Source organism: Brevibacillus sp. AG162 (genome assembly GCF_006715575.1).
Lineage (GTDB): Bacteria > Bacillota > Bacilli > Brevibacillales > Brevibacillaceae > Brevibacillus > Brevibacillus brevis.
Genome location: NZ_VFNO01000015.1, coordinates 1 through 24,535, shown reverse-complemented (window position 1 = coordinate 24,535; position 24,535 = coordinate 1). Strand labels below are relative to the sequence as shown.

General features: G+C 45.3%; 24 protein-coding genes and 10 tRNA genes. 6 read left to right on the top strand and 28 right to left on the bottom strand.

The window, feature by feature from the left end:
- Positions 1–52: 52 nt before the first annotated feature.
- The 7 genes from FB479_RS28590 to FB479_RS28560 all read right to left on the bottom strand — a co-directional run bounded on the left by FB479_RS28590 (position 53) and on the right by FB479_RS28560 (position 8,381).
- On the bottom strand, positions 53–2,626 hold the full coding sequence (locus tag FB479_RS28590) for an ABC transporter permease (protein WP_142067490.1): 2,574 nt from the start codon (positions 2,624–2,626) through the stop codon (positions 53–55).
- Positions 2,623–3,306, bottom strand: a complete 684-nt coding sequence (locus tag FB479_RS28585; protein WP_106657429.1) for an ABC transporter ATP-binding protein — start codon at positions 3,304–3,306, stop codon at positions 2,623–2,625. Before FB479_RS28585 ends, FB479_RS28590 begins: the two co-directional genes overlap by 4 nt.
- 87 nt (positions 3,307–3,393) lie before the next feature.
- A complete protein-coding gene (locus FB479_RS28580) occupies positions 3,394–4,404 on the bottom strand; it encodes a sensor histidine kinase (protein ID WP_142067533.1) in 1,011 nt (336 codons plus the stop codon).
- Between the two features lies 1 nt (position 4,405).
- Positions 4,406–5,089, bottom strand: a complete 684-nt coding sequence (locus tag FB479_RS28575; RefSeq protein WP_142067489.1) for a response regulator transcription factor — start codon at positions 5,087–5,089, stop codon at positions 4,406–4,408.
- 795 nt (positions 5,090–5,884) lie between these two features.
- Entirely contained in the window at positions 5,885–6,082 is a 198-nt protein-coding gene (locus FB479_RS28570; RefSeq protein WP_255438778.1) for a hypothetical protein, read from the bottom strand.
- Positions 6,083–6,192: 110 nt separating this feature from the next.
- Entirely contained in the window at positions 6,193–7,611 is a 1,419-nt protein-coding gene (locus FB479_RS28565) for an MFS transporter (protein ID WP_142067488.1), read from the bottom strand.
- Positions 7,612–7,793: 182 nt separating this feature from the next.
- Complete coding sequence (locus tag FB479_RS28560) at positions 7,794–8,381, bottom strand: TetR/AcrR family transcriptional regulator (protein ID WP_142067487.1); 588 nt, start codon at positions 8,379–8,381, stop codon at positions 7,794–7,796.
- Positions 8,382–8,677: 296 nt separating this feature from the next.
- Between FB479_RS28560 and FB479_RS28555 the strand changes: the two genes are divergently transcribed.
- From FB479_RS28555 to FB479_RS31120, 5 genes are all read left to right on the top strand, one after another.
- Positions 8,678–9,097 (top strand): MarR family winged helix-turn-helix transcriptional regulator, encoded by a 420-nt coding sequence (locus tag FB479_RS28555; RefSeq protein ID WP_007723602.1) that lies wholly within the window; start codon positions 8,678–8,680, stop codon positions 9,095–9,097.
- Between the two features lie 27 nt (positions 9,098–9,124).
- Positions 9,125–9,766 carry a nitroreductase family protein gene (locus tag FB479_RS28550; protein ID WP_142067486.1) on the top strand — a complete coding sequence of 214 codons (642 nt, stop codon included), beginning with the start codon at positions 9,125–9,127 and terminating at the stop codon, positions 9,764–9,766.
- Positions 9,767–9,797: 31 nt separating this feature from the next.
- Positions 9,798–10,094 (top strand): putative quinol monooxygenase, encoded by a 297-nt coding sequence (locus FB479_RS28545; RefSeq protein WP_106657435.1) that lies wholly within the window; start codon positions 9,798–9,800, stop codon positions 10,092–10,094.
- A gap of 409 nt (positions 10,095–10,503) precedes the next feature.
- Positions 10,504–11,784 carry an MFS transporter gene (locus FB479_RS28540; protein ID WP_142067485.1) on the top strand — a complete coding sequence of 427 codons (1,281 nt, stop codon included), beginning with the start codon at positions 10,504–10,506 and terminating at the stop codon, positions 11,782–11,784.
- A gap of 370 nt (positions 11,785–12,154) precedes the next feature.
- Complete coding sequence (locus tag FB479_RS31120; RefSeq protein WP_255438777.1) at positions 12,155–12,289, top strand: SRPBCC family protein; 135 nt, start codon at positions 12,155–12,157, stop codon at positions 12,287–12,289.
- 88 nt (positions 12,290–12,377) lie between these two features.
- Here the strand turns inward: FB479_RS31120 and FB479_RS28535 are convergent, their stop codons facing one another.
- From FB479_RS28535 to sigW, 10 genes are all read right to left on the bottom strand, one after another.
- Complete coding sequence (locus tag FB479_RS28535; protein ID WP_062524540.1) at positions 12,378–12,794, bottom strand: VOC family protein; 417 nt, start codon at positions 12,792–12,794, stop codon at positions 12,378–12,380.
- A gap of 351 nt (positions 12,795–13,145) precedes the next feature.
- Positions 13,146–13,673 carry an O-acetyl-ADP-ribose deacetylase gene (locus FB479_RS28530; RefSeq protein ID WP_106657437.1) on the bottom strand — a complete coding sequence of 176 codons (528 nt, stop codon included), beginning with the start codon at positions 13,671–13,673 and terminating at the stop codon, positions 13,146–13,148.
- A 74-nt stretch (positions 13,674–13,747) separates the two neighbouring features.
- Positions 13,748–14,218: a DinB family protein gene (locus FB479_RS28525; protein ID WP_106657438.1), complete on the bottom strand. Its 471-nt coding sequence runs from the start codon at positions 14,216–14,218 to the stop codon at positions 13,748–13,750.
- A 401-nt stretch (positions 14,219–14,619) separates the two neighbouring features.
- Positions 14,620–14,799, bottom strand: a complete 180-nt coding sequence (locus FB479_RS31115) for a helix-turn-helix domain-containing protein (protein WP_255438776.1) — start codon at positions 14,797–14,799, stop codon at positions 14,620–14,622.
- 182 nt (positions 14,800–14,981) lie between these two features.
- Complete coding sequence (gene glmS, locus FB479_RS28515; RefSeq protein WP_142067484.1) at positions 14,982–16,814, bottom strand: glutamine--fructose-6-phosphate transaminase (isomerizing); 1,833 nt, start codon at positions 16,812–16,814, stop codon at positions 14,982–14,984.
- A gap of 482 nt (positions 16,815–17,296) precedes the next feature.
- Positions 17,297–18,643 (bottom strand): phosphoglucosamine mutase, encoded by a 1,347-nt coding sequence (gene glmM / locus FB479_RS28510; RefSeq protein WP_106657440.1) that lies wholly within the window; start codon positions 18,641–18,643, stop codon positions 17,297–17,299.
- Between the two features lie 43 nt (positions 18,644–18,686).
- Positions 18,687–19,934 (bottom strand): CdaR family protein, encoded by a 1,248-nt coding sequence (locus FB479_RS28505; protein ID WP_106657441.1) that lies wholly within the window; start codon positions 19,932–19,934, stop codon positions 18,687–18,689.
- Positions 19,927–20,751 carry a diadenylate cyclase CdaA gene (cdaA, locus tag FB479_RS28500; protein WP_007725283.1) on the bottom strand — a complete coding sequence of 275 codons (825 nt, stop codon included), beginning with the start codon at positions 20,749–20,751 and terminating at the stop codon, positions 19,927–19,929. Before cdaA ends, FB479_RS28505 begins: the two co-directional genes overlap by 8 nt.
- 105 nt (positions 20,752–20,856) lie before the next feature.
- Positions 20,857–21,480, bottom strand: a complete 624-nt coding sequence (locus tag FB479_RS28495) for a zf-HC2 domain-containing protein (protein ID WP_106657442.1) — start codon at positions 21,478–21,480, stop codon at positions 20,857–20,859.
- Between the two features lie 17 nt (positions 21,481–21,497).
- A complete protein-coding gene (gene sigW / locus FB479_RS28490) occupies positions 21,498–22,061 on the bottom strand; it encodes an RNA polymerase sigma factor SigW (protein WP_016742677.1) in 564 nt (187 codons plus the stop codon).
- Between the two features lie 170 nt (positions 22,062–22,231).
- Here sigW and FB479_RS28485 point away from each other — a divergent pair, with 170 nt between their 5' ends.
- Positions 22,232–22,390: an aspartyl-phosphate phosphatase Spo0E family protein gene (locus tag FB479_RS28485; protein ID WP_007725277.1), complete on the top strand. Its 159-nt coding sequence runs from the start codon at positions 22,232–22,234 to the stop codon at positions 22,388–22,390.
- Positions 22,391–22,483: 93 nt separating this feature from the next.
- Here the strand turns inward: FB479_RS28485 and rocF are convergent, their stop codons facing one another.
- From rocF to FB479_RS28430, 11 genes are all read right to left on the bottom strand, one after another.
- Positions 22,484–23,380 carry an arginase gene (gene rocF / locus FB479_RS28480; RefSeq protein ID WP_012684013.1) on the bottom strand — a complete coding sequence of 299 codons (897 nt, stop codon included), beginning with the start codon at positions 23,378–23,380 and terminating at the stop codon, positions 22,484–22,486.
- 169 nt (positions 23,381–23,549) lie between these two features.
- Positions 23,550–23,623 (bottom strand) — tRNA-Gly (locus FB479_RS28475).
- Positions 23,624–23,633: 10 nt separating this feature from the next.
- Positions 23,634–23,710: transfer RNA gene (locus FB479_RS28470), tRNA-Pro, on the bottom strand.
- A 32-nt stretch (positions 23,711–23,742) separates the two neighbouring features.
- Positions 23,743–23,816: transfer RNA gene (locus tag FB479_RS28465), tRNA-Arg, on the bottom strand.
- Between the two features lie 20 nt (positions 23,817–23,836).
- Positions 23,837–23,912: transfer RNA gene (locus FB479_RS28460), tRNA-Lys, on the bottom strand.
- Positions 23,913–23,918: 6 nt separating this feature from the next.
- Positions 23,919–23,993 (bottom strand) — tRNA-Gln (locus FB479_RS28455).
- Between the two features lie 20 nt (positions 23,994–24,013).
- Positions 24,014–24,098: transfer RNA gene (locus tag FB479_RS28450), tRNA-Tyr, on the bottom strand.
- An 8-nt stretch (positions 24,099–24,106) separates the two neighbouring features.
- Positions 24,107–24,182: transfer RNA gene (locus tag FB479_RS28445), tRNA-Val, on the bottom strand.
- 86 nt (positions 24,183–24,268) lie between these two features.
- A tRNA-Glu gene (locus tag FB479_RS28440) sits at positions 24,269–24,342 on the bottom strand.
- Positions 24,343–24,361: 19 nt separating this feature from the next.
- A tRNA-Thr gene (locus FB479_RS28435) sits at positions 24,362–24,437 on the bottom strand.
- 6 nt (positions 24,438–24,443) lie between these two features.
- A tRNA-Asn gene (locus tag FB479_RS28430) sits at positions 24,444–24,519 on the bottom strand.
- Between the last annotated feature and the right edge of the window lie 16 nt (positions 24,520–24,535).

Here is a 24,535-nt window from a genome sequence, read left to right as displayed (position 1 = left end):
CAAATGAGCAATCCCTCTTTGCTGGATGGGAAATGCTCATTTTTGCACAGACTTATAGATTCTCTTGTTTCAAAGCATCAATGATGTTTGCTTTCTTCACTTTTATGCTCGCGTAATACATAGACAAGCTCACGATAACAAATACAGCAGCAATCACATACAAAATGCTAGTCCAAGGCAATTCGAAATCGTACGAAAAACTATACGTGAAGGAGCGGTAAATCAACACCATAATCACTAAACTGATTGGAAGACCGTAAGCTAGCGCCTTCATACCATAAAAAATACTTTCATAGTTGATCATTTTATGAAAGCTTTTCGGCGTCATTCCAACCGACCTCAGCATCGCAAATTCCCGTTTACGAAGAGCCACGCTTGTCGAAATCGTGTTGAATATGTTCGCCATCGAAACCGCCGTTATTAAGGCCACGAAGCCATATACAAAAACAGACATGAACAATATCTTTCGTTCAGAGCGCTGTCTTTCTTGAAACAGGTTCATGACAGTTAAATCCTTCTGCATTTCTTCAATATACTGTTGTGTTTTCAACGGCTCCTTGCTTTTCAGGTAGAGCCCTGAATAAGAGCTAACAAAGACGCTTTTTTTCATGAGCTGCTCGAAGACGGGCTCGGACACGACAAGATTTACTTGAAGGATGCTTTCGGTTTGTACAATTCCCATAGGGAAATGATCAGTGACTGCCGCCAGCTCCACCTGGTTGACCACTTGCTGCTTATCATCTTCGGAAACGAGATCCAGCATTTCCCCTACTTTCTTATTGATTCTCGTCTCGATAAATTTACCCTTTTCATCTGGGAACGTCATGGTATCAATCAATATGGCAGTCGGGTGATCCGGATTCGTCAGCTTCGTATACTCTACACCAACCTGTTTGGCATACGCTTTCAGCTTATCTTCGCGCATGGTATTTACACGGATATCGTATTTATACAAGTTATGTTCATGATGCAAATATGGCTTTACATTTTCAGAAACAGCTTCTTCAGCAAGCCACACGAAGTTGCCATTCATTTGTTTCATCAAATTAGATTCAGTGACACTTTCCAACGATGTGATCGTTTTTACCGATTGTTCATCTTCTAGCGTTGCCCCTTCGCCGACTGTATATATAGCGATATCATAGTTATAGCCTTTTTGTGAAAGCTCAAGTGATTTCTGCAGGTTGGAAGTGAAAAAGGACACGGCCAGAAACAGCACGATGCTAATGACAAGGGAAAAAACAGTGGCGTAATATCTGCGCTTGTTTCTTTTCAAATTTTTCAAGCCGATCTCCGCTTCTACGCCGAATAACCGTTTGACCAGCTTGGAGGTTTTCAGTGCTTTACTTGTGAGCTTGATATCCGCAGTTTGCCGAATGGCATCGATGGCAGAATTTTTAGAGGCTCTTTGAGCTGGGACATACGTAGATATGAAGATCGTGATAATCGATACCAGACAAGCGAGTGCGAGCGATAAAGGCGTGACGACTAACGTCAGTTTTTCAGTGACACCCAGCGCATCCTCAAGAATCGGGTTGATAAAACCAAAGGTAATGCCGATTCCAAGCATACCGCAGATGACTCCCAAGGGAATGCTAATGGCGCCAATCACCGCTCCCTCAAAAAATACCGAATTTCGCTTCTGCCTTCTCGTTGCCCCAACACTGGAGAGCATCCCTAAATAACGAGAACGCTGCGAGACGGAAATCGCAAAAGCATTGTAGATTAACGAAACAGAGCCGACAACAATCACAAGCACAACAATGAGCAATAACGAGTTGTAGGTTTGGCCCAATCCGCCACCCATCACACCATAATAACGCAGTAGCGAGTCATTCGTTTTAAACGAGCTGATATTGTTTTTCTCTGCTAAGTCATTGGCATGATCAAATACAGTACTATCGATTTTCTCCACGACAACGCTCACGTCAACGGACTGGTTTGCATCCACCATAGTCTCGTCTATATAGGTAAGGGCTGTATACCCCGGCGCCCACGTCTGCTCCCATGTAGGACGTTTGATAAACCCGACAACGGTATACGTCTCGGTTTTGGTATCAACTAAGGTTTCCATGCTCGCACCAGCGCTAGATCGCAATTGGTCATTTTGCGACAGATTCGTATCGCTTGGATTAGCTTGAATATGGCGCTGTCCAACCTCAAGGGTTAAATGATCCCCTATTCGATAAGTGACTTTGGCATTTGTGGCGATCGCTTCCGAGAGAACAATCTCATCCGCTCGTTCTGGAAATCTCCCTTCGCTGAGTTCGATCGGGAAGTTTGTAAAGCCTTGGGCATTATACGCTTTAATAAACAAATAAGGCTTGTTGAAATTTTGACTTCCTGGCAGCTGGGCATAGCCGCGTTCCTTTGAAGTCATAATTTGTTTGGTTGCCGTATCCTGCTTGATCGTTTCGAGTTGCTCTTTGTTTACGTCTCTGTACAGGACATGCCATTCTCCATAATCTTTTATCGTTTCCTTTTGCATCAGCATCAAAAAAGAGGAGCCAAGCGTAATCACAGCGGTCACCATAGCCACTGAAATTATGACTCCAATAATAGTCACAAGCGTCTGCTTCTTATTTTTCATTAAATGTCTGAGCGTTAGCTTATTGATGATATTCATGGTCGAATGACCTCGTCTCTCGCAATCCGTCCATCTTCAATCGCGATAATGCGATCGGCCTGCAAAGCAATTCGCTCATCATGGGTAATCATAATCAACGTCTGATGCAAGGTTTTGTTGAACATTTTCAATAAGTCAATGATTTCGCTGCTGTTTTTGCTGTCCAAATTGCCGGTTGGCTCATCTGCCAGTATGATCGCGGGCTGATTCATCAACGCTCTTCCTATCGAGACCCGCTGCTGCTGTCCACCGGAAAGCTGGTTGGGCAGATGATTTAAGCGATTTTTTAAATTCAACGTATTCACAAGGTCCTCAAACTGCCTCTGATCCACCTGGTGCTCATCGAGCAAGATCGGGAGTTGCATGTTTTCTTCCACCGTTAAAATCGGAAGAAGATTGTAGAACTGATAAATCAAGCCGATTTGCCTCCGCCTGAAAATCGCCAACTGTGTTTCATTCAGACTGTACATGTCCGTACTATCCACAAACACTTTTCCGCTTGTTGGTCGATCCACACCGCCTAGCAAATGTAAAAGAGTTGATTTTCCCGAACCGGACGGACCGACGATAGCGACGAACTCCCCTTTGTTCACCGAGAAGGATACGTCATCGAGTGCTTTTACTGCCGTGTCACCTTTTCCAAACACTTTAGACAGATGTTCGATCTTCAGAATTTCCATACTGAAACCTCCATACGTTTGCTGATGGATGTAGTATATCTGCCCAAAGTGACATTACAGTGACTAAGAAAGTGACAATCTCGTCACTTAGCCCCAATTAGAAGCTGGCTTGTAGAAGCGCATTCGAAATTGGGTTCCCTTATGAACATCACTCTGAACATCTATAACTCCATTCTGCTTCGTGATGATACTGTGAGCCATCGAGAGACCAATGCCGCTGCTACTCTCTCCAGCACTCTTTCCTTTATAAAACCGGTTGAAAATAAAAGGGAGTTCTTCCTTTGAAATGCCCTTCCCGTTATCTGTGACCATTATTTCCGTAAATAATGGGTTCTCTGAAAAGGAAATCGCTATGGTTCCACCTTCCTGCGTGTGCTCCACAGCGTTTTTTATAATATTGATGATCGCTTCCGTCGTCCAACTCAGATCGCCTAGAAACGATACGCTGTCTTCTCCCGTTATAGAAATCGTTTGTTCTTTGATGTCGATTGGAATGAGAACGGGTTGTAGCGCTTTTTCAATGAGCTTGGCCACCACGACTTGATCCTTCTTGAACGGTACAGCGTCTGCATCAATTTTAGAAAGCTTTAATAACGAAGAAACAAGCCAATCCAGCCGTTCGAGCTGGATGCGAATATTGCGTGTAAATTCCCTTCTTTTCGCTTCCGGCAGTTTGGTGTCGTCTACTAAATCCGCCATGACCATCATCGAGGTTAGAGGCGCTTTTAGCTGATGGGAGATGTCCGAAATCGCGTCTGTCAGATGGATCTTGTCTTCATGCAAAAGGGCGCTTTGCTCCGATAGCATAACCGTTACTTTATAAATCGTATTTTTCAAAATACTGAGTTCCCCTTCACGATTATCGCGTACGTCTAGGGTATAATCGCCACTGCTAATTTGCCGCACATAGCCAGATAGCTTTTCAATCTCCTGATATCTCAATCTCGTAAAGAGGAGGCTGCATCCGATAAGTAAAATAGAAGATAATAGAACGAGGATAACGGCAGCAAGTGAAAAAAATGTCGCGACTACAAGCAATACCAAACCGATCGTACACATCACCAAGAATTCGAGGCGGATCTCGCGATTACGTAGCAAACTACTCACCGACCTTATATCCTAAACCGCGTACGGTTTTAATAATAGTTGGAGCTTTCGGATCATCCTCCAGTTTTTCCCTCAGCCTTTTCATATAAACGGTTAACGTATTGTCGTTGACGAAGTCCCCTGCCACATCCCAAATTTGTTCCAAAAGCTGATTTCTGGAGAGAATCTGCCCGAGATGTTTGGCGAAGATCAGCAATAAACGGTACTCTAAAGCAGTCAATGGAATTTCAATGCCATGCTTATATACTTTTCCCTCAAGTGTATGAATACAGATCGGATCGATTTCAATGACGACCTTTGCCTGCGGCTGCTTTTGATATCTGCGCAACACCGATTTAATCCGTGAGAGCAGCTCGCGAATTCGAAACGGCTTTGTAATATAGTCGTCCGCACCCATATCCAGTCCCATCACGACATTGACTTCTTCATCAACGGCTGTCAAAAAAATAACGGGGATATCGCTTTGCTGCTTCACCATTTTACACAATTCATACCCACTTCCATCCGGCAGTGATAAATCGAACAAACATAAAGCGAACTGATCCAACTGCTCGGCTAAAACCTTTTTCGCAGATGTGACGTCATGGCACAGAACTGTGGAAAATTGGTCTTGCTGCAAAGAATATTCGAGTCCAGACGCAATTGTTTTATCATCTTCCACAAGTAAAATATTCATTGGATCATCCTCCTAAATTGATTTTTTTAAAAGACTACTAACATATTCTCGTCGCACAGTATCTCTCGAATGACAAACGTTAGACACTTCACATACCAAATAATCCCTACTATACCTTTCTATAACAGTAATATAAATCGAGTTTGTTCAACTATCCTGTCAGTACTATATTTTCACAGTCTACCACTTTATTTTTCGAGTCTAATGGATTTTTTTCGGTGAACATCCGTTTTGTTTCATTTATGCAAACGTTGGTAAAATTAATAAATGCGAAAAAACTCTGTAACAGCAAGTGTCTTGCCGTGTTACAGAGTACAAGTTAAGTGACATTTTAAATTAAAATGCACACAAGGATGTGTTAACAAACAATAAAGTCTGTCACTGATTAACCCTGAGAAACAGAATAATATACTCTGTCAATACAAAAGCGGTCACAGATCATCGGTGCCTGTCGCGGTTTTTGTTTTGTACCTTTCTTCCCCTGATTTCACCATTATCGTTCCATTCGTTGCCTCCGGAACTTCTTGTTCCGAAAGCTTAGATCCATCTTATGAATTTACGGTTCACGGTTCGAATACCTTGTCGCTTGGTCCATCCCTCCAGCGTCTCCAAGCCTTCTATATCCGTCTACCAATATACTATTAATTTCATCAGAATACAGACTTCGTATTGTGGGCTATGGACCTCTCGGGAGAAGGGCGAGCTGAATGCATCTGTATAAACGAAAAGAGCTGCACGCCGAAGTCCAGTTCCAGCCGTACAGCTCATTATCTTGTTTACCCTTGTGGCTATGTCTTACGGTAGAAAGTAAAGCGAACAGCGCACAATATTGTCCAGCATTTCACGTTCCGCGGTTACCGTGGTCACCGTAATCCCGTGCATAACATTAACCAGATATTGGGCCAATGCTTTCAAATTCCAGGTTCCCTTCAGCTCATCGGTCTGCACCGCACGTTCCAACAGTTGGTAAAAGCTTTCGTCGTTCTCAGCCATATTGGCTTGGACAACCTTAATTTGATTTTTAGTAAGATTGTTTTTGTTTGTATTGTAAGCATCCTATGTACAGTGTAAGACAAACTTTAAGGCAGATTAAACACGTTTGTTTAATGAAGGGGCGTTACTTTCTCGACTTCAGAAGATTTACTCTGTCTAAGCGAAATCAACGCGACGAGGATGCCCAATAGAGCAATAACGGCGTTTGCTATCAATGCTGTGCGAATCGCTTGGTTCAAATCTGCCGGCTTCATTGCTTCCAATGTCTCGCCTGTTCCCAAACTTAACGAAATAATCGCCATGATGACTGCCAATCCGATTGCACCACCGATTTGTTGTCCTGTAGAGACGATCGCAGACGCTACACCTTGCTCATTCATCTTAATGCCTGTACTTGCAGCAATGTACATAGTGGTAAAGACAAGTGCCTGGCCAACCCCAATGATTACGGTACCGGGAATGATCCCCCACACTGATCCGGTTTCAGAGAGTCTTGTGAGCAAAAGAAACCCGATTGTACCCAGCCCCATGCCGATGGCGATTGTTTTGGCAACTCCAGCAGTGGAAACCATTTTGTTAACAAAGTTTGATCCGATTAATGCGCTTATAGTCAGCGGTAAGAAGCTGAGCCCGGACTGCACCGCAGTGAAATGCAGTACCTCCTGAGTGTAGAGTGTAAGGAAGTAATACAAACTGCCGAATGATGCAGAGAATAGCGCCGCAGAAAGTGTGGCACCCGTTAATGTACGAATACGGAACAGCCGGAAAGGAACGAGTGGCTCTTTCGTGCGATTTTCGATGACGACGAACAAAAGAAGTAGTACGGTACCGATCGAAGCCGGAATAATGGTATTTGCGCTGAGCCATCCTTCTGCAGGAGATGTGATCAGGTAATAAACAATGAGCATCATCCCTATCGTTACGGAAACCGCGCCTGCAACGTCATAATGACGTGTATTCGACGGTGTTTTGCTTTCCAGGAGAGCAATCGGAGCAAAAATAATGACAAACAGAGCAATCGGAACGTTGACGTAGAAAGTAGCTTCCCAGCCGATATAGGTGGTCAATATGCCGCCGAGTAACAACCCAAGAGACAGACCGATCCCTCCCATTGAAGCCCATACGGCTAATGCGCGATTTCGCTGATAACCTTCCTCGAAATTTGACATGATAAGCGAAAGGGTAGCCGGAGAAAGAAGCGCGCCGCCTAGGCCTTGTAAGCCTCTCGAGATGATTAGGATTAACTGAGAATCTGATAGTCCGCCGAGGAGAGAGCCTAATCCAAAGAGTCCCATTGCGACGATAAACATCCGCCTTCTTCCTATTAAATCAGATAATCTTCCACCAATTAGCAGGAATCCTCCATAGGCTAGTGAGTAGGCGCTGACTACCCATTGGAGGTTATTTGCCGTAAAACCAAGTTCCTCTGCAAGCGAAGGCAGTGCTACAAAAATGATAGTGTAATCAACGGCCAAGATTAACTGAGACAAGGAGAGAAGGAATAGAGCCAATCCCTTGTATCGATTCATAGAAACGTCTTCCTTTCATTGTTTTTTTGATCGAACGGTCTAAAATTATTAAAAAAATAATTGGTTTCTAATTAAAAAACTGATTATAAGCCTTTTCTCTTTGGTCTAGCGTCACCTCCCTTTCCGGACCAAATAGTCCGTTATAATCAAAAAAAGAAGGAAGCGGTGCTGCACCCCTTCGTTCAAAGATCAAGCGTAGCTAGAGTGACTTTGACAATATCGTCCAATACTACGGGATTCGACGTTAACTTAGCTGCTTGCGTGAGTGAATATCGGGCATGATTCAAATAGCGCGCAAGTGCCAGTAGATCGTCATGACGATTGCTTAATTCGCCTTGTTTGAAAGCGCGAACCAATGCTTGATGAAACGCCTGTTCCAATCGTACGGCATCTTGTTTAAAAAAGGCGGCTATTTCCGGAACATGAGGTACCTGGTCGATGGCACTATGCATGATGAAACATTCATTGCGCCGCACTTGATCTTTCAGCGCCTCCGCGACTTCGGTAAAGATACTCGCAATGGATTCCTTCACGGGGCCGGGGCGTTCGAGCATGGAAATCACGGCTTCCGTTTTCTCGTTCACATAATGTTTAACTGCGGAGATGAACAGTTCCTTCTTAGTCCCATAGGTGTCGTAAAGGCTTTGCCGAGCAATACCCAGGCCATCTAGTAGAAGCTGCAGTGAAGTTCCTTCATAGCCGTAGTGACCGAATACCTCCATGGCTTTACGAAGTACGACACTCGTATCAAACTCCTTATTTCTCCCCATTCATCATCCCCCTTTCAATGTCATCATACATTTTCCAGACCGTTCAGTCAATAAAAATTCTAGGCAGAATGCGCGGTCAATATTATTCAAAGATAATATCGTTTTTAGACTGAAGTAGCGACTTTTGCAGGGATCATATGTTGCAAACGTTGAAATAAGATGCTATATTAATTGACGTATCAATGATTGATGCGTCAAATATCATCAAGTTATCATGCTCAACTGACTGTATGTTGTCATTGCTTGTGGATATATGACTGAGTTCCTATTCATATTGCCCCCGGGAGGCATTTTTCATGACACGCAAGGAATTTGAAGAGGAGCAGATACTGAATCTGCTCATTGGATTAACCAATAAAATAAGTCCCAAGTTCGAACGCTGTACCGGAATCAGCTCTACTCGTCTCGCGATCTTGCAAATCCTTTGCGAATGCAACGAAATCAATCAGTCCCAGCTACAAAAGCACATCAATATCGACAGTGCTGCCATTACACGCCACCTGAAGCAACTGGAAGCGGATGGTATGGTAACCCGACACAAAAATCCAAATGATAACCGCGAAACCTTCGTTCGTCTATCCGAAGAAGGACATCATCGGATTGAAGGGTACAAAAGTGAGAAACGAAATTTTATCCAGCAGATTCTGGAAGGCTTCAGCGAGGATGAAACGCAGGTCTTAACTGATTTTCTCAAACGGATGCAAAACAACATTTGATGGTTCAAGAAAGGAGTTTGTTTTTACATGATAAACACAGTACAAAGAACAAATGATTTTCGTGAAATCACGTTTGGTCGTCGTTCTGTCAAACTTTATGATCCTGAAATAAAAATCAGCCGCGAGGAAATGATTGAAATTCTAGCGGGAGCCACACGCGCTCCATCTTCGGTCAACATGCAGCCTTGGCGCTTTGTGGTTATCGAAAGTGAAGAAGGGAAAGAAAAGCTTGCAGAGCTGGCACGCTTCAACAAAACGCAAGTACTCACCTCTTCCGCCGTCATTGCCGTATTCGTCGACATGAATAATGCAGAATATATGGATGAGATATTTGGAAAAGCTGTCGAGCTCGGATACATGCCGCAGGAAGTGAAGGACATGCAGCTGAAAGCCGTAAAACCTTACTACGCCAATCTTCCCGCTTCTGACCTGCGGGATGTCAATTTTATCGATGCCGGTCTCGTATCCATGCAATTGATGCTGGTTGCCCGTTCATTCGGCTATGACACGAACCCGATCGGCGGCTATGAAAAGGATCAAATAGCAGAAGCGTTTGATTTGGACAAGGATCGCTATCAACCGATCATGCTGATCAGTATCGGGAAAGCAGCCAAGGAAGGATACCCATCTTACCGTCTCCCTGTTGAGACAGTGACAACCTGGAAATAATTCAAATTCGTTGGAAGAAAGGTAGAAAACCATGCTTATTATACATGCCCATCTGCAAGTGATACCCGCACAGGAAGAAGCCTTCCTTCAAGCGGCCAAAGCCCTGGTTGCTGCAAGCCAAGCTGAAGAAGGGAATGTGGGATACACCCTTTTGAAAAGCACAGAGCAAGAATATCACTACACCATGGTAGAAAAGTGGAAGGACGCTGCCGCAGTAGCGGCGCACAATGCAAGCGCTCATTTTCAAGCTTTTGTGAAGGAAGCTCCTTCCTTTTTTGCAACAGCTATGGAATTAGAAGTATTCGCAGGAGAGCCTGTGAAGTTATAATTCGTGATGTACGGAAAAACAGCAAGGGTGGTCCTGCGATCAGCCTTGCTGTTTTTTTCTAGGGAGAAAAGACGCTGAAGGAAAGCCGCTTAACGTCACTGTCATTGCTTTTGTGAACAAACAGAATCACCCTTCCTTTATTTTTAACTAGGCTATGCTCGTCCCGTCAATCTGAAACTCCAAAATGTAAAAGAAACAATCTCTCATTAGAATAAAAAATATAATCATCCCAAATACCTTCATACCAGAAATTAGGCTGACATTCCACTTTATATACCGCTTGAACAACAAAATGAATCATCCAACATTTGCGATAATGAAAGCGCAAGATCTTGAAACGTTAATTCCCCTATACTAAAAATGCAAATTTAAATGGCAATTAGTTGTGACGAAAAATGGGGGAACGAGCATGAGTAACAAGGTGGAAGGATTGTTAACTAACACAGATTTTCGCAGGCTCTGGATTGGGCAAACTGCATCACAATTTGGGACTCAGGTTGCATTATTAGGAATGCCATTAGTGGCAGCTCTCTATTTAGGGGCCAGTCCCATGCAAATGGGGTTGCTTGGTTTTGCCGAGTATGCGCCATTTATCATTTTCGGTTTGCTCGCTGGTGTATGGATAGACAGATTTCCCCGGCGACCAATTCTTGTTGCCGCTAACTTTTTCAGGGGTGCATTACTGCTCATTGTGCCGCTGACAGCCTTAACTGGATTCCTGAATATGACAGTTCTATATTTGGTAGCCTTCATAGTGGGTATCTGTACTGTCTTTTTTGATGTTGCCTATACATCCTTTTTGCCTTCCATTGTGAGCAAGGAGCAGCTTATTGATGGGAATAGCAAACTAGAGACTAGTAAATCTACCGCACAAATTGCTGGGCCGGGTTTATCAGGTGGACTGGAACAGTTAATCACCGCTCCTTTTGCAATATTGTTCACGTCGGTATCCTTTTTTGTATCCGCTGTGTACATAGCCCGGATTCGCAAGTTGGAGACAGTCGTGGCAGATGCGAAAACACAAAAAAACATGTGGCTGGAAATGAAAGAAGGGCTGCATACGGTTTACACAAAACCGTTGCTGTGGGGAGTGGTGCGCTGCTCAACAGTCTTTAACCTTTCCTGGAATGTTATTTTTAGTGTTTATGTTCTATATGCATCACAAGAACTCAAAATCAGTGCGAGCATTCTTGGCATCATTTATGGAACGCTAGGAGTTGGGTACCTATTTGGCTCTCTGCTTGCCCAAAGGGCTGTACGTCGTTTTGGAGTAGGTCCAACAATTGTGGGTTCCGCTACGATCGCAGCAAGTGGCGGTTTGCTTGCTCCATTAGCAGTAGGATCAGAATTAAGTATTGCGCTGATTTTGATGCTCGGACAGCTTCTTTTCGGAATGGGTGTCTCAATGTTTAGCATTAGTACCATCAGTTTACGTCAAGTAATTGTACCCGATGCCCTGCAAGGTCGCGTGAATGCTACGTTTCGCTTTATCTCGTGGGGTTCTTTGCCGCTTGGTTCGTTAATTGGAGGGATGATAGGAGGGGCAATGGGTTTACGGTTCGCTTTATTTGCAGGTGGCATTGGATTGTTAGCTTCGGCTTGTACATTATTGTTCACCCCATTTTTACAACTACGTGTGAAATCATTTCATGAATTAACACTGGAAAAAGATGTGTCTATAAAGAGCTAAGGAGTGCCCTAAGAAATATTATACTAACAGGTTCGATAGCATAATAAAGCAGCGGTGAGTCTAAGACTTTATTTTCAATGAACAAAAAAAGCCCCAGACATGACCAATACGCTTGGTACACTAGGTCTCCTACTGTTTATTTAAGTAACAGACTTTAATCTTTAGTGACAAACATGATTATCAACTCAACACAACTGTACAGAGATAATAAAGTTTTAGACTGACGTTGTTGATCTAATCAGTTTTTTGCGTTGCTAAATCAGCTGCCTTCGTAAAATTAGTTTTAGACTATACGTCAGAATGAAGCCATTCACGGATCTAAACTGAATAATAAAGTTTTCTTAGTGCTTCCATGGAAGACGGAAGAAGAGTGGATATTGTTTTCGTCGATCAAGGGAATGAGACGACGGTCATTGAAACGTTCGACGCGGAAAGCTCCAATCCCGTCGAGTTCCAGCAAGCAGGATGGCAAGCGATCATGGACAATTTCAAAGCCTATACCTAACAAAACTAATCATCGCGAAGAAGACGCCGGGGAAGATGCCCAGCGTCTTTCTTTTTGAACCCTAGTACGAGCGTGCTCTCCGTTAGCCTTAACCTTGTGCCGCATCCATGTTCATGTAGTTAATGGCCCACAGATGGCCGTCCAAGTCCACGAAGCCCCAATGATACATGAACCCATGATCTTCAGGTTCAGCATGCAATTTCCCGCCCAAGGAGACCGCAGTATTCACGATTTCATCGACCTTTTCCCGGCTCTCGAAGGCCAATGCGATCGTCATCTGCGCATACTTGCTCGTATCGACGGATTCCTTCTCCGTGAGCGTATTAAAGAATGCTTGATTGATCAGCATGACCTGCAGGTTGTCGCCGATTACGATGGCTACCGAATTCTCGTTCTCGGGGAATTGCGGGTTGAGCTCGAATCCGAGTCCGGTGAAGAACGCTTTCGATTGTTCTACGTTTTTTACAGGCAGGTTGAAGCTCGTGAATGTGGACGTTAATGCCATTTTCAAAACACCTCTTCGTCAAATTAGTTTGTGTTCATTTTTGCCTTCGTTTATATAGACGACAGCCGAGGGACATGGTTCCAATCCTAGTAATTCGTGAGTTGTTCATACTATCCTGCCAGCTATTTTAACGTGGCCCCAGTCTATAACTTTATTATCCAGTCCAATACTTTATTAATCAGTCTAAAACTTTATTATCTCTGGACACCATACATACTCTATCCAAAGAATAGTGTTCGATGAAAAACCACGATTAATGAAAACAGCGACGGACTAAGACGCGAGAATACAACTTAGTCTGGCGCTGTTCTATTGAACTAAAGAACCCCGTAGTTTAATAACTTATGCTCCTCAATCGGTATCGAAGAGAAGCCTATGGTACACGTTGAAATTTATATCATCCAAGCAAGCAAATATGATTTCCTCAAAAACAGGATTTTGTGTGGAAAATTCCACTACAGACTCTACTGCGATTTGAGCTGCTAGTTCTTTGGGAAATCGGTAGATCCCTGTACTAATATTGGGAAAGGCAATGCTCTTTGCTTCATACTCCGTTGCCAATTGCAACGATTTCAAGTAACAAGAACGAAGGAGCTGCTCCTCATTCTTTTTCCCTCCATTCCAAACAGGGCCTACGGTATGTATTATATATTTAGCAGATAGCTCTCCAGCTGTGGTGATGACTGCTTCGCCCGTCTTGCAACCACCTTGTTTGCTTACAATTTTTCTGCACTCACTCAAAACCTGAGGCCCTCCAGCTCGATGAATAGCACCGTCTACACCGCCACCACCCAGCAAGCTAGTGTTTGCTGCGTTTACGATGATATCAACACTAAGCTTAGTAATATCCTGCTTAACGACAGAAATCTTCGTTTTCATAGTCCGTTCCTTTTCTTGACCGCCATATCGTTCGCTATCGATCCCGTTAGTTTAATCACAACTAGCATTTAGTGTTATACCCTTTCCTCCCGATATGCCTGCCTTACCCGATCAATCTGGGCGAGGTGGTCACGGACATGCCGGACACGAAATTCCAGCAGCTCTTTGAACGTGAACCGCGCTCCATCGGGATATTGCCCGACGCGCTCAAGCTGCTCGGGAGTCAGATTTGCCAGAAGCGGCAGCATGCTGGCCCGCAGCATTTGGAACAGGAGCAGATGCTGCTCGCAGTCCAACCGTTCATATCCTAGGTTATCCGCCCAGGCTTCCTGATCAAATGACTGTAGAAGTGGTTCTTCCTCCGCCAAGACTTTTCTCAGCCGATGTGTCGACAGGACTTCGCTATCGGTCACATGGATCACAATCTGATGGATGCTCCATTTGTCCGGTGCAGTCTGGAAACGCAACTCTACCTCAGACAATCCTTCAATGGCTTCGCGCAGCAACGCATAGTCTTGGCTGTACTCCTCAATCAACTTTTCCATCCGATCTCCTTCATTATTATTTTTGTGGGAGGGTGCATTCGATAATAATTATTATTCTTCGTTATAGAACAAGTACCTTCTGGGGTTTAGCTAATAATAAGTCTCCCTAAAGGGATTTCTTCGGAAAGTCCCCAAATGCTTATTCCACTATTGGGACTTTAGAGATTAAGCAAAACTGCCAGTTAGTTTATTGCTATTTCATTCTATTACCTAACTTTCATACAATTTTATGATTCATATCTCTTTATTTTTAATCGTATAAAATCAATAATTTCTTCTTGGTCCTTTGCTTTAAGTTTTCTAAACTCCGATATCAAGTCCCCCTCTAATTTACTAATATTGTGTACATGAAATACCCCTCCGTCATCACGTAAGGAGTCGTTTGTAATTCCAAATAGTAACTATTCAATGTTCACATCAAATTGGGTAAACAAAGCCAGTATTGTATCAACTGATGGTTTATATTTATCTTGCTCCCATTCACTTAGAGTAGCTTGCGATATTCCGATTTGATTAGAGAAGGTGGCCTGGTTCACCTTTTTCGTCTTTCTTATCATTTTTATTCGGCTACCTATCGTCAAATTAGAATCACCTCAATATAGAATAAAAGCCCCGATGATTATTAACTCCATCATCGGGACTAAACTAAGCAGTTTCACACTTTTTTTATTGGTTTCACAGATTTTTTACTAGTTGCACACTTTCTTTACTGGTTGCACAGTTTTTTATCAGGTAACAACAACAAATTAAAATATAATCTACCCTACTCAACCGTCACACTCTTCGCCAAGTTCCGTGGTTTATCCACATCAAGGCCGCGAGCGACAGAAGCGTAGTAAGCAAGCAATTGCAATGGAATGACGGTCAGAATCGGTGTGAGCATTGGCAGAGTGGCTGGCATGTAAATGACCTCGTCCACACTCTTCGCCAGGTCGTGGTTGCCTTCTGTCGCAAAGCCCAGTACATGAGCGCCGCGAGCTTTTACTTCCACGATGTTGCTTACCGTTTTTTCGTAGATGTCTGGTTGCGTAGCCAAAGCTACAACTGGAACATTATCTTCAATCAGCGCAAGAGTACCGTGCTTCAGCTCACCAGCTGGATACGCCTCGGAGTGAATGTAGGAGATTTCTTTCAGCTTCAGAGAGCCTTCCAACGATACCGCATAATCGAGGCTGCGGCCGATGAAGAACAGGCTGCTTACCTCTTTTGTGCCCTCCGCAAAGCGACGAATTTGATCATCGTCATTCAGCATGGAAGCGATTTTACCAGGGATCTCGCTTAGGTGATCAACGACTTCAGCAATCTCAGCAGCCTCCATGGTGCCTTTTACTTGAGCCAAATACAGGCTGAACAAGTACAGGGCAACAACTTGGGAGGTGTATGCTTTTGTGGATGCTACCGCTACTTCTGGACCAGCCCACGTAAAGATCACTTCATCAGCTTCACGAGCTACAGAGCTGCCTACCACGTTGGTGATAGCCAAAACCTTCACGTTGCTCTTCTTCGCCTCACGCAGCGCAGCCAGCGTGTCTGCTGTCTCACCAGATTGGCTGATGACGATCATCAGTGTCTTGTCTGTGTAGATCGGATCACGGTAACGGAACTCAGAAGCGACTGCTACCTCTACAGGTACGCGAGTCCATTTTTCGATGACATCCTTACCGACAAGACCAGCGTGCATGGAAGTACCGCATGCCACGATGTAGATGCGATCGTATGCCGCCAGCTCCACATCGCTCATTTTCAGCTCAGGCAAAATCACTCGCTTGTTGTCCTCGTCAATGCGGGCACCCATGGTATCGCGAACAGCTTGAGGCTGCTCGTGCATTTCCTTGAGCATGAAGGAATCATATCCGCCTTTTTCCGCTTGTACCAGATCCCACTCGACATGGAACAGTTCCCGCTCGATTTTCTCTCCGGTCTCTGCGTTCATCAGTTCCACACCATCGCGAGTCAACACAGCCATTTCGCCTTCGTTCAAAATGTACACGTCACGTGTATGCTCCAAAATAGCCGGGATATCCGAACCGATAAAGCTCTCGCCTTGACCCACACCCACTACCAACGGGCTAGCCAAACGAATCGCTACCAGCTTATCTGGTTCGTGCTCCGTCATGATTCCCAATGCATAGGCACCACGCATGCGTTGAACAGCACGACGCGCTGTTGAAACGATATCGCCATCGTACATGTCAGCGAGCAAGTGAGCGATAACCTCGGTATCTGTCTCAGAAGTGAACGTGTAGCCTTTTGCCAGCAGCTCTTCTTTCAATGGCAAGAAGTTTTCGATAATCCCGTTGTGAACGACTGCAAAAGCCGATTTCTCGTCTGTATGTGGGTGGGAGTTCTCGTCAGACGGTTTTCCATGTGTCGCCCAACGTGTATGCCCGATTCCCATAGAACCAGTCAATGGCTTCGACTCCAAACGGCTCTCCAGAACAGCCAAACGGCCTTGCGCTTTTGAGTAATCCAAGCCGTTTTCGTTCACGACAGCGACCCCTGCTGAATCATAGCCGCGATACTCCAGCTTGCGAAGTCCTCCGATCACGATGTCTTGCGCTTGTTTGTTTCCAATATATCCAACGATTCCGCACATAAGTGTATGGTCCCCTTCCAAATTGGCGAGGGACTTCGACCCGAATGATGGTACGGGGGTGAGTCCCCCGCCATTCCATGTTTTTTATAGGTTCACTTTGTTTCATCTATTTCGGCAATGGCAAAAATACGTATCACACGCAAGGTTTTGTCCATCAGATCACCCTGATGTTTTGTCCCTGCGCTCTGCGGCAGTGATACTGCTGCCGGGAGGTATCCGCCGAATCCTTCGATAAACCTCCACCTCGTCCACTGGGCTCCATGTCGGGCAGCCTCAGTGCTGGCGCTTTCCAATGGTATGCATTTGATTTACGATGCTTGTTCTTTCTTACACAATCCCCCCATTTTTTTCTATCTCGGTGCTTGTGCACATGAACACTGTACCACAGATTGTGGAGAGCGACAATATCTCGTCGTCGTATTTTAGTTGTATGCAAAAGGGAGCGGCATCGAAACCGCTCCCTGCAACTTTTTACACTAATTTTACACCAGTTCTTGTTTGACCACGTCAACGATCCGATTCACGAGCCCATCCAACTGAGCCGCATCTGGACCTTCTGCCATGACACGTACGATTGGCTCTGTTCCGGACGGACGAACCAGAACGCGACCATTGCCAGCCAAATCTTCTTCCACTTCACGAATCGCCTGCGCAATGGCTTCATTGCCATTCAGCTTTGACTTGTCCTCTACACGGACATTGATCAGAAGCTGCGGATACTTGACCATCACTTGTTTGAGCTCGGACAACGGCTTGCCAGACTCCTTGATGATGTTCAAGAGCTGCAGACCCGTTAACAGACCGTCTCCAGTCGTATTGTAGTCCAGGAAGACGATATGACCGGACTGTTCGCCACCGAGATTATAGCCGCCGCGCAGCATCTCTTCTACTACATAGCGATCCCCTACAGCAGTCTTCGTCGTATTGATGGAGCACTCCTCCATCCCTTTGAAGAAGCCCATGTTGGCCATTACTGTCGTGACAACTGTATTGTTGTTGAGCTTTCCTTTTGCCTTGAGCGCTCGTGCACAGATCGCCATAATATAGTCGCCGTCGATAATTTCACCATTATTATCCACTGCAATGCAGCGATCCGCGTCCCCATCAAAGGAAAGACCCAGGTCAGCTTTATGCTTCAAAACTTCTTCTACAAGACGTTCAGGATGCGTTGAACCGCACTGGTCATTGATGTTGATTCCATTCGGATTCGCACCAATCGTGATCACTTCAGCGTCCACATCCGCAAACAGACGAGCTGCCAATGATGAGACAGCACCATTTGCACAGTCCAGGACTACCTTCAGACCGTCAAATCGCTCAGATACGGTACTCTTCAAGTGAGAGAGGTACTTTTGTCCACCCTCCAGGAATTCCAGAACCGTCCCGATTTGTTCGCCTGTTGGTCGAGGCATGGTATCCTCTGCCGCGTCCAAATACTGTTCTACTTCAGCTTCCACTTCGTCGGACAGTTTAAAACCGTTGCTGCCGAAGAACTTGATTCCGTTATCCGGAAACGGATTGTGAGAGGCGGAGATCATAACACCCGCATCTGCACCAAGTGCACGTGTGAGATACGCTACCCCCGAGGTGGAGATAACACCCAATCTGACCACTTCTGCTCCAACCGATAACAGTCCAGCCAAAAGTGCGTTTTCCAGCATTTGTCCGGAAATGCGCGTATCGCGCCCAATCACCACTTTTGGTTTCCCTTCCTGCTTGTGTCTGGTGAGAACGTAACCACCAACGCGTCCGATTTTAAATGCCAGTTCGGGTGTCAGTTGTGTATTTGCTACACCGCGTACACCGTCTGTTCCGAAATACTTCCCCATGATTGTCCCTCATTTCCTTCCTTGTGCACACAACAGCTTATGTCTACCTTTGCTTGTTCGTGATTTGAATTGTGACCTTTTTCGGTGCGCTCGCAGAAGTCTTGATATACTCCGACTGATTGAAGATGTAATTCAATGGTACTTCGTATACACCCGCCGGCATATTGCTGACATCTGCTACGACCTGCAAGTCTTCATGACTCAACTGATTCAGCACTTCTGGTGCGCCGATCACGTCGAAGTCGATTGTAGACATCTCCTGGCCATCGGTGGATAGTACCTTTGCTTCCATGCTTTCTGATAGCCCGCTAATGCGAATCGGAATCTTTTCCAAGCGCTTGGTCGTTGATGGAACGACTTTCAGCGATACGGTCAAATACTCCGGCTCCACCTTCACGATATTATCCATTAACGGTATCTTTAGCTCTATATCGCGATCTGATGTAATGTTGCCGAGATCGATTTCCGGCCCTGGGTATGTGTTGGATTTAATGCCATCAATGACTTCCTTCGGTCCATAGACCGTGACCTCTTCCACATTCATACCCATACTAGCCAAACTATAGCCATTCGGCAATTCATTCGTCAAGTTTAATTTGATTGGCACTTTGGCAAACGGACTCGTTACGGGAATGCTTACTTCTACCGTAAGTGGCACCACATCGGCCCCTTGAATCACGTTTCCAGACTTGTCCACGACTTTGAGCGGAACCGTTGTTTTGATTGCGGAAGTAGCCCCTTCCAGGTCAACCGAAGCCTTAACTGCTGCTACCTTATTCACTTGGCTTTCAGGTACCCTTACAAGGGCTCTAAACGGCTTCACAATAGGCTCTCCAGCCGTGTAACCCGGAGCGACCTGTCCCAATTTCTCCACGGAAACTTCACGCTCAACGGTCTTTTTCTCTTCCAAGGTAATTTCCACGATATTCGGGATAATCCCTACCTTGACTTCATCCGGGAATCCCTTGTACTGGACAGGTACGCGATGTGTTCCTTTGCCCAGGTTTGTCGCATCGACATACACTTCCCACGATTCCTCTGGGAAGAAATTATGTCGATAAAAAGGATTATTGCTTTCCAAGGCTACCTTTACCGTGCGTTGCTGCTTGACCACCTGATAGCGATCGGTATCGTATTTCACATGCAAATTGACACTATCAATAAAAGTTGGCTGACTTGCCTCAGGAGTCGTCGTTTGTTCGGCTTCCAGATTGACAATCATCCACGTCATGATAGCCAAAAGCAACGCAACAGCACGTGCAAACCAGTGACTGTTTAACCATTTATCCATGTTTTCGCCTCCATTGCCAACGACTTCCCATGGATTTGCCTTTGGACAGAGGCTGAAGCTGTTCTGTCAGCATCTCTGCCAGTTGCGCCTCCGTCAGATTGCGATTCATTGCTCCATGCGCGGCAAAGGACACCTGACCAGTCTCTTCGGATACGATGATCGCAATGCCATCGGAAACCTCACTTAACCCTATTGCCGCTCGATGGCGCGTCCCCAATTCCTTGGAGATGGAATTGTTTTCGGACAGTGGAAGATAACAGGCAGCAGCCATAATCATGTCTTTTCGCATAATGACTGCACCATCATGCAACGGTGTATTCGGGATGAAAATATTAATCAACAGCTCCGAGCTGACTCGCCCGTTAATGCCAATACCCGTTTCCACGTAGTCATTTAGACCCGTCTCTCTCTCAATGACGATCAATGCACCAATACGACGTTTGGCCATGTACGTAACCGATTTGCCCACCTCTTGAACCAAGCGGCTAACCGCCTCGTCATCCTGCGTACTGCTTGAACGGGAAAAAAGCTTGCCTCGACCAAGCTGCTCCAGTGCTCGACGCAACTCCGGCTGAAAGATGATGACGACCGCCAAAACCCCGAATGTAAAAGCTTGATTCATCAGCGCATGCAGTGCCGTCAGCTGAAAATATTTACTGAGGAACCATGTGATGACGATGACCATAATCCCCTTCAGCAATTGTACAGCGCGCGTCCCGCGAATAAGCATAATGATTTTATAGAACACGTATGTAACGAGTAAAATATCCGTTGCATACCGTAGCAAATCCCCATAATCCATGGATATCGATATCATAACGAAGCCCCCATATCTCGCTCCATCTAATGAAGTCAGTCTATCTCCTGCGGAAAAAGCACGGCTCCACTGCCGTGCTCTGATAGCTGTACTCTCTATTTTCTCTTATGGCAAGATCGGAAGCAAGTCATTTCCAATATTTTTCACCTCATACCAAATCCAATCTACGATTGCTTCGATCGATTCGGTATTTCCCACGACTTGGGCGGTAGATGCCACAAACACTTTTCCTTCAATAGCCACAACATTCCCTGTTACATGGCCTTGAACATCTACGTTTCCGTTGCGGACTACCAAGTCTCCATTAATATTGGTTCCTGCTGGTACGACTACGACATTGCGTTCACGATCTATTTTTAATTTATCCAAATTAGCAGAAGATACCTGTAGAGTGTCATCCCGATCAAACCAACTGTTGAATACGCTGCCGGTCATCAAAAAGAGAAATACCGCTGCAGCTGTCAAAAACGGATGATTACGAAGCCATCCCGATAACAGATTCGCTTTCGTCGGCGCAGGCAATTGCGCAAGTACACGAGCTGTAAAATCAGAAGAGACATGAATATGTGAAGCGCTTTGAACAAAAGCGATGGCTCTCTGCAACTCATGCATATGCTGGCGACAATTCACACAAGACTTTATGTGTGTTTGCAATTGCAGATTGGCTAATTCATCAGTGTCCCCATCTAGATATTCGTGGATGAGGCAAATCATATCCCGGCATTCCATCGTGATTTTCTCCTTTCTCACATCAATCGCAACTTGCTGCGTAATGCTTCCCTTCCTCGGTGAATACGCGTCTTGATTGTCGTTATGGGAAGCTTTACGATATCGCTGATCTCCTGCAACGACAAATCCTCGATATAACGCAAGATCATAATCGAGCGATATTTGGGCTGTAAATGAGACAAAGCATCTTGCACCGTCTCCTGCAGCTCCTGTGTTACGACTTTGTCCTCCGGTGTTCGCTCGTTAGAAGACAGGCGTGAATACCAGTCCAGGCCTTGCCCTGGTTCGGTTTCTTCATCCAATGAAAAGTCAGGTCGTTTTTTCCGGCCACGGTCGATACATAGATTGGTCGCGATCCTGTAGATCCACGTGGAGAACTTATAGCTGTCATCGTATGAATGCAAATTGGCATAGACACGCAAAAACGTTTCTTGCGCGATGTCCTCCGCATCCTGACGGTTTCCCACCATACGATATGCGAGCTGAAATATCTTGTCTTTATAAATCTCGATTAACTCCGCAAAAGCTTCACGGTCTCCGCGTTTTGCTCGCTGAGTCAACCGTTTCTCTACAAAATCCATGCGATCCTCCCCACAATACCGTAATCCTATATACGGATGATACTGCATATGGTTTCATTTTTAATTCTGTGTTTGTGCAGATAATTTGTTGGGAAATAGAGGAATAAGCGTATGGCTTTCCTCTATATATAAGTAATGATAGCTTATTTATCTCACGGGTGGAAAGGAGAGTGCAACGATTGTCAAAAAAAGACGTTCTCCTCGAGATTGAAATGCTGCGAAAAGAACTCAACGATCAGTACAAAAAACAAGCCTGCATTACTCCAGAATTAGTTACGCTAAGTGTACAACTGGACCAGCTATTAAATAAACTTCGTCTCCATCCTTAGAATGTACCGCTTTCCCCTATCAATGTAAAGATGCGGTAAAACAAAAAAAGAGGGCCAAGTGCCTCTCTTTTTTCATGATATCCTTCGAATATTCTACAGTAATTTATCACCAAAAACGGAACTCATTAAAGCAACTGCAACGCGAGCTGTCATGTTTTCTCTGTCAAGAATCGGGTTGACCTCCACGAATTCTGCAGAACAAAGAATATCTGCATCTGCCAGCATTTCCAATGAGACATGCCCTTCACGATAGGAGATACCACCTATTACTGGCGTCCCTACTCCCGGAGCATCGTGTGGATCAAGTCCATCCAAGTCGAGGCTCAAATGCACACCATCTGTGTTTTTGGACACATGCGCGATTGCTTCATCCATGACTCTAGCCATACCCAATTTATCAATCTCATGCATGGTGAAAACCTTCATCCCAATACGCTTGATCAATTCACGCTCACCTTGATCCAAGTCACGCGCACCGATGATGACCACGTTTTCTGCTTTTACCTTTGGTGTATATCCCCCAATGTTCGTCAGACGCTCATGCCCATACCCCAAGCTCGCTGCCAATGGCATTCCGTGAATATTTCCCGATGGAGAAGTGGCACCTGTATTCAAATCACCGTGAGCATCAAACCAAATCACACCCAGGTTTTTTACGTGCTTAGCCACACCTGCTATGGTTCCAAGGGCAATGCTGTGATCGCCACCCAAAACGAGAGGGAATCGACCAGCAGTCATGATATCGCTTACAACATTGGCAAGCTTTTCATTGGCTTCCACAACTTCATCCAGGTATTTATGGTTTTCCGTCTCGGTGAAGTGGTGAGGACGCGTTACAAAAATATCTCCTCGGTCTTCAATATTGAAACCCATCTTCTCCAGGCGTGCTACAACACCTGCATAACGGATAGCGCTAGGTCCCATATCAACTCCGCGGCGGTCTGCACCTAGATCCATCGGTACACCAACAATGCTCATGTTTTTGTTCATAGAAGTGCCACCCTTTCCTTCGTTCACATTTTCTACTCTTATATTGTAGCCCCGGAAAGCAAAATGACTCAACTCGACATGATTTTGCATAAATAACCTGTCGGACAAGCTTTGTCAAAAACACAAAAAAACGAGCAACCATTTCGGTTTCTCGTTTCTAGTAAGCATATGGAGCGGGTGATGGGAATCGAACCCACGCGACCAGCTTGGAAGGCTGGAGTTCTACCATTGAACTACACCCGCATATAAAAAATGGTCGGGAAGACAGGATTCGAACCTGCGACCCCTTGGTCCCAAGCCAAGTACTCTACCAAGCTGAGCTACTTCCCGATACTATTTCTTCATCTTTTGAGATAAAGAAGCGTGCCCTGAGAGATTCGAACTCCCGACCTTTTGATTCGTAGTCAAACGCTCTATCCAGCTGAGCTAAGGGCACATATTATGATTTTGAAAAACTGGTGAGCCATGAAGGACTCGAACCTTCGACCCTCTGATTAAAAGTCAGATGCTCTACCAACTGAGCTAATGGCTCGCAAAATGGCTGGGGTACTAGGATTTGAACCTAGGAATGACGGAGTCAAAGTCCGTTGCCTTACCGCTTGGCTATACCCCAACAACCCGCAAAATAAAAAATGGTGGGGAGAGACGGATTCGAACCGCCGAACCCGGAGGGAGCAGATTTACAGTCTGCCGTGTTTAGCCACTTCACTATCTCCCCATTTTTTATGGTGGAGGCTGACGGGATCGAACCGCCGACCCTCTGCTTGTAAGGCAGATGCTCTCCCAGCTGAGCTAAGCCTCCAAATCCCTGACAAAGTGACGAGTATGCTTCTTAGCATACTCTGAGAACTTTGCAGGTACCTTAACCACTGTTAAGGTGTTTTTAGGTGACCCGTAGGGGATTCGAACCCCTGTATGACAGCGTGAAAGGCTGCTGTGTTAAACCGCTTCACCAACGGGCCATTTTCATGAGATAACTTCTGGTGCTCCCGACAGGAATCGAACCTGCGACCTCTTCCTTACCATGGAAACGCTCTACCGACTGAGCTACAGGAGCATTATATGGCTCCTCGGGACGGACTCGAACCGCCGACCGATCGGTTAACAGCCGATTGCTCTACCAACTGAGCTACCGAGGAACGTTGAAGGATTTAT

Bases quoted from the DNA above. Each gene is read 5' to 3' on its own strand.
- FB479_RS28550 (WP_142067486.1), top strand. From the start codon at position 9,125: ATGATAAACACAGTACAAAGAACAAATGATTTTCGTGAAATCACGTTT.
- FB479_RS28495 (WP_106657442.1), bottom strand. From the start codon at position 21,480: ATGGAATGCCGGGATATGATTTGCCTCATCCACGAATATCTAGATGGG.
- FB479_RS28530 (WP_106657437.1), bottom strand. From the start codon at position 13,673: ATGAAAACGAAGATTTCTGTCGTTAAGCAGGATATTACTAAGCTTAGT.
- FB479_RS28535 (WP_062524540.1), bottom strand. From the start codon at position 12,794: ATGGCATTAACGTCCACATTCACGAGCTTCAACCTGCCTGTAAAAAAC.
- glmM (WP_106657440.1), bottom strand. From the start codon at position 18,643: ATGGGGAAGTATTTCGGAACAGACGGTGTACGCGGTGTAGCAAATACA.
- FB479_RS28585 (WP_106657429.1), bottom strand. From the start codon at position 3,306: ATGGAAATTCTGAAGATCGAACATCTGTCTAAAGTGTTTGGAAAAGGT.
- FB479_RS28540 (WP_142067485.1), top strand. From the start codon at position 10,504: ATGAGTAACAAGGTGGAAGGATTGTTAACTAACACAGATTTTCGCAGG.
- glmS (WP_142067484.1), bottom strand. From the start codon at position 16,814: ATGTGCGGAATCGTTGGATATATTGGAAACAAACAAGCGCAAGACATC.
- cdaA (WP_007725283.1), bottom strand. From the start codon at position 20,751: ATGATATCGATATCCATGGATTATGGGGATTTGCTACGGTATGCAACG.
- FB479_RS28590 (WP_142067490.1), bottom strand. From the start codon at position 2,626: ATGAATATCATCAATAAGCTAACGCTCAGACATTTAATGAAAAATAAG.
- rocF (WP_012684013.1), bottom strand. From the start codon at position 23,380: ATGAACAAAAACATGAGCATTGTTGGTGTACCGATGGATCTAGGTGCA.
- FB479_RS28505 (WP_106657441.1), bottom strand. From the start codon at position 19,934: ATGGATAAATGGTTAAACAGTCACTGGTTTGCACGTGCTGTTGCGTTG.
- FB479_RS28570 (WP_255438778.1), bottom strand. From the start codon at position 6,082: ATGGCTGAGAACGACGAAAGCTTTTACCAACTGTTGGAACGTGCGGTG.
- FB479_RS28555 (WP_007723602.1), top strand. From the start codon at position 8,678: ATGACACGCAAGGAATTTGAAGAGGAGCAGATACTGAATCTGCTCATT.
- FB479_RS28560 (WP_142067487.1), bottom strand. From the start codon at position 8,381: ATGGGGAGAAATAAGGAGTTTGATACGAGTGTCGTACTTCGTAAAGCC.
- FB479_RS28545 (WP_106657435.1), top strand. From the start codon at position 9,798: ATGCTTATTATACATGCCCATCTGCAAGTGATACCCGCACAGGAAGAA.
- FB479_RS28565 (WP_142067488.1), bottom strand. From the start codon at position 7,611: ATGAATCGATACAAGGGATTGGCTCTATTCCTTCTCTCCTTGTCTCAG.
- FB479_RS28525 (WP_106657438.1), bottom strand. From the start codon at position 14,218: ATGGAAAAGTTGATTGAGGAGTACAGCCAAGACTATGCGTTGCTGCGC.
- FB479_RS28575 (WP_142067489.1), bottom strand. From the start codon at position 5,089: ATGAATATTTTACTTGTGGAAGATGATAAAACAATTGCGTCTGGACTC.
- sigW (WP_016742677.1), bottom strand. From the start codon at position 22,061: ATGGATTTTGTAGAGAAACGGTTGACTCAGCGAGCAAAACGCGGAGAC.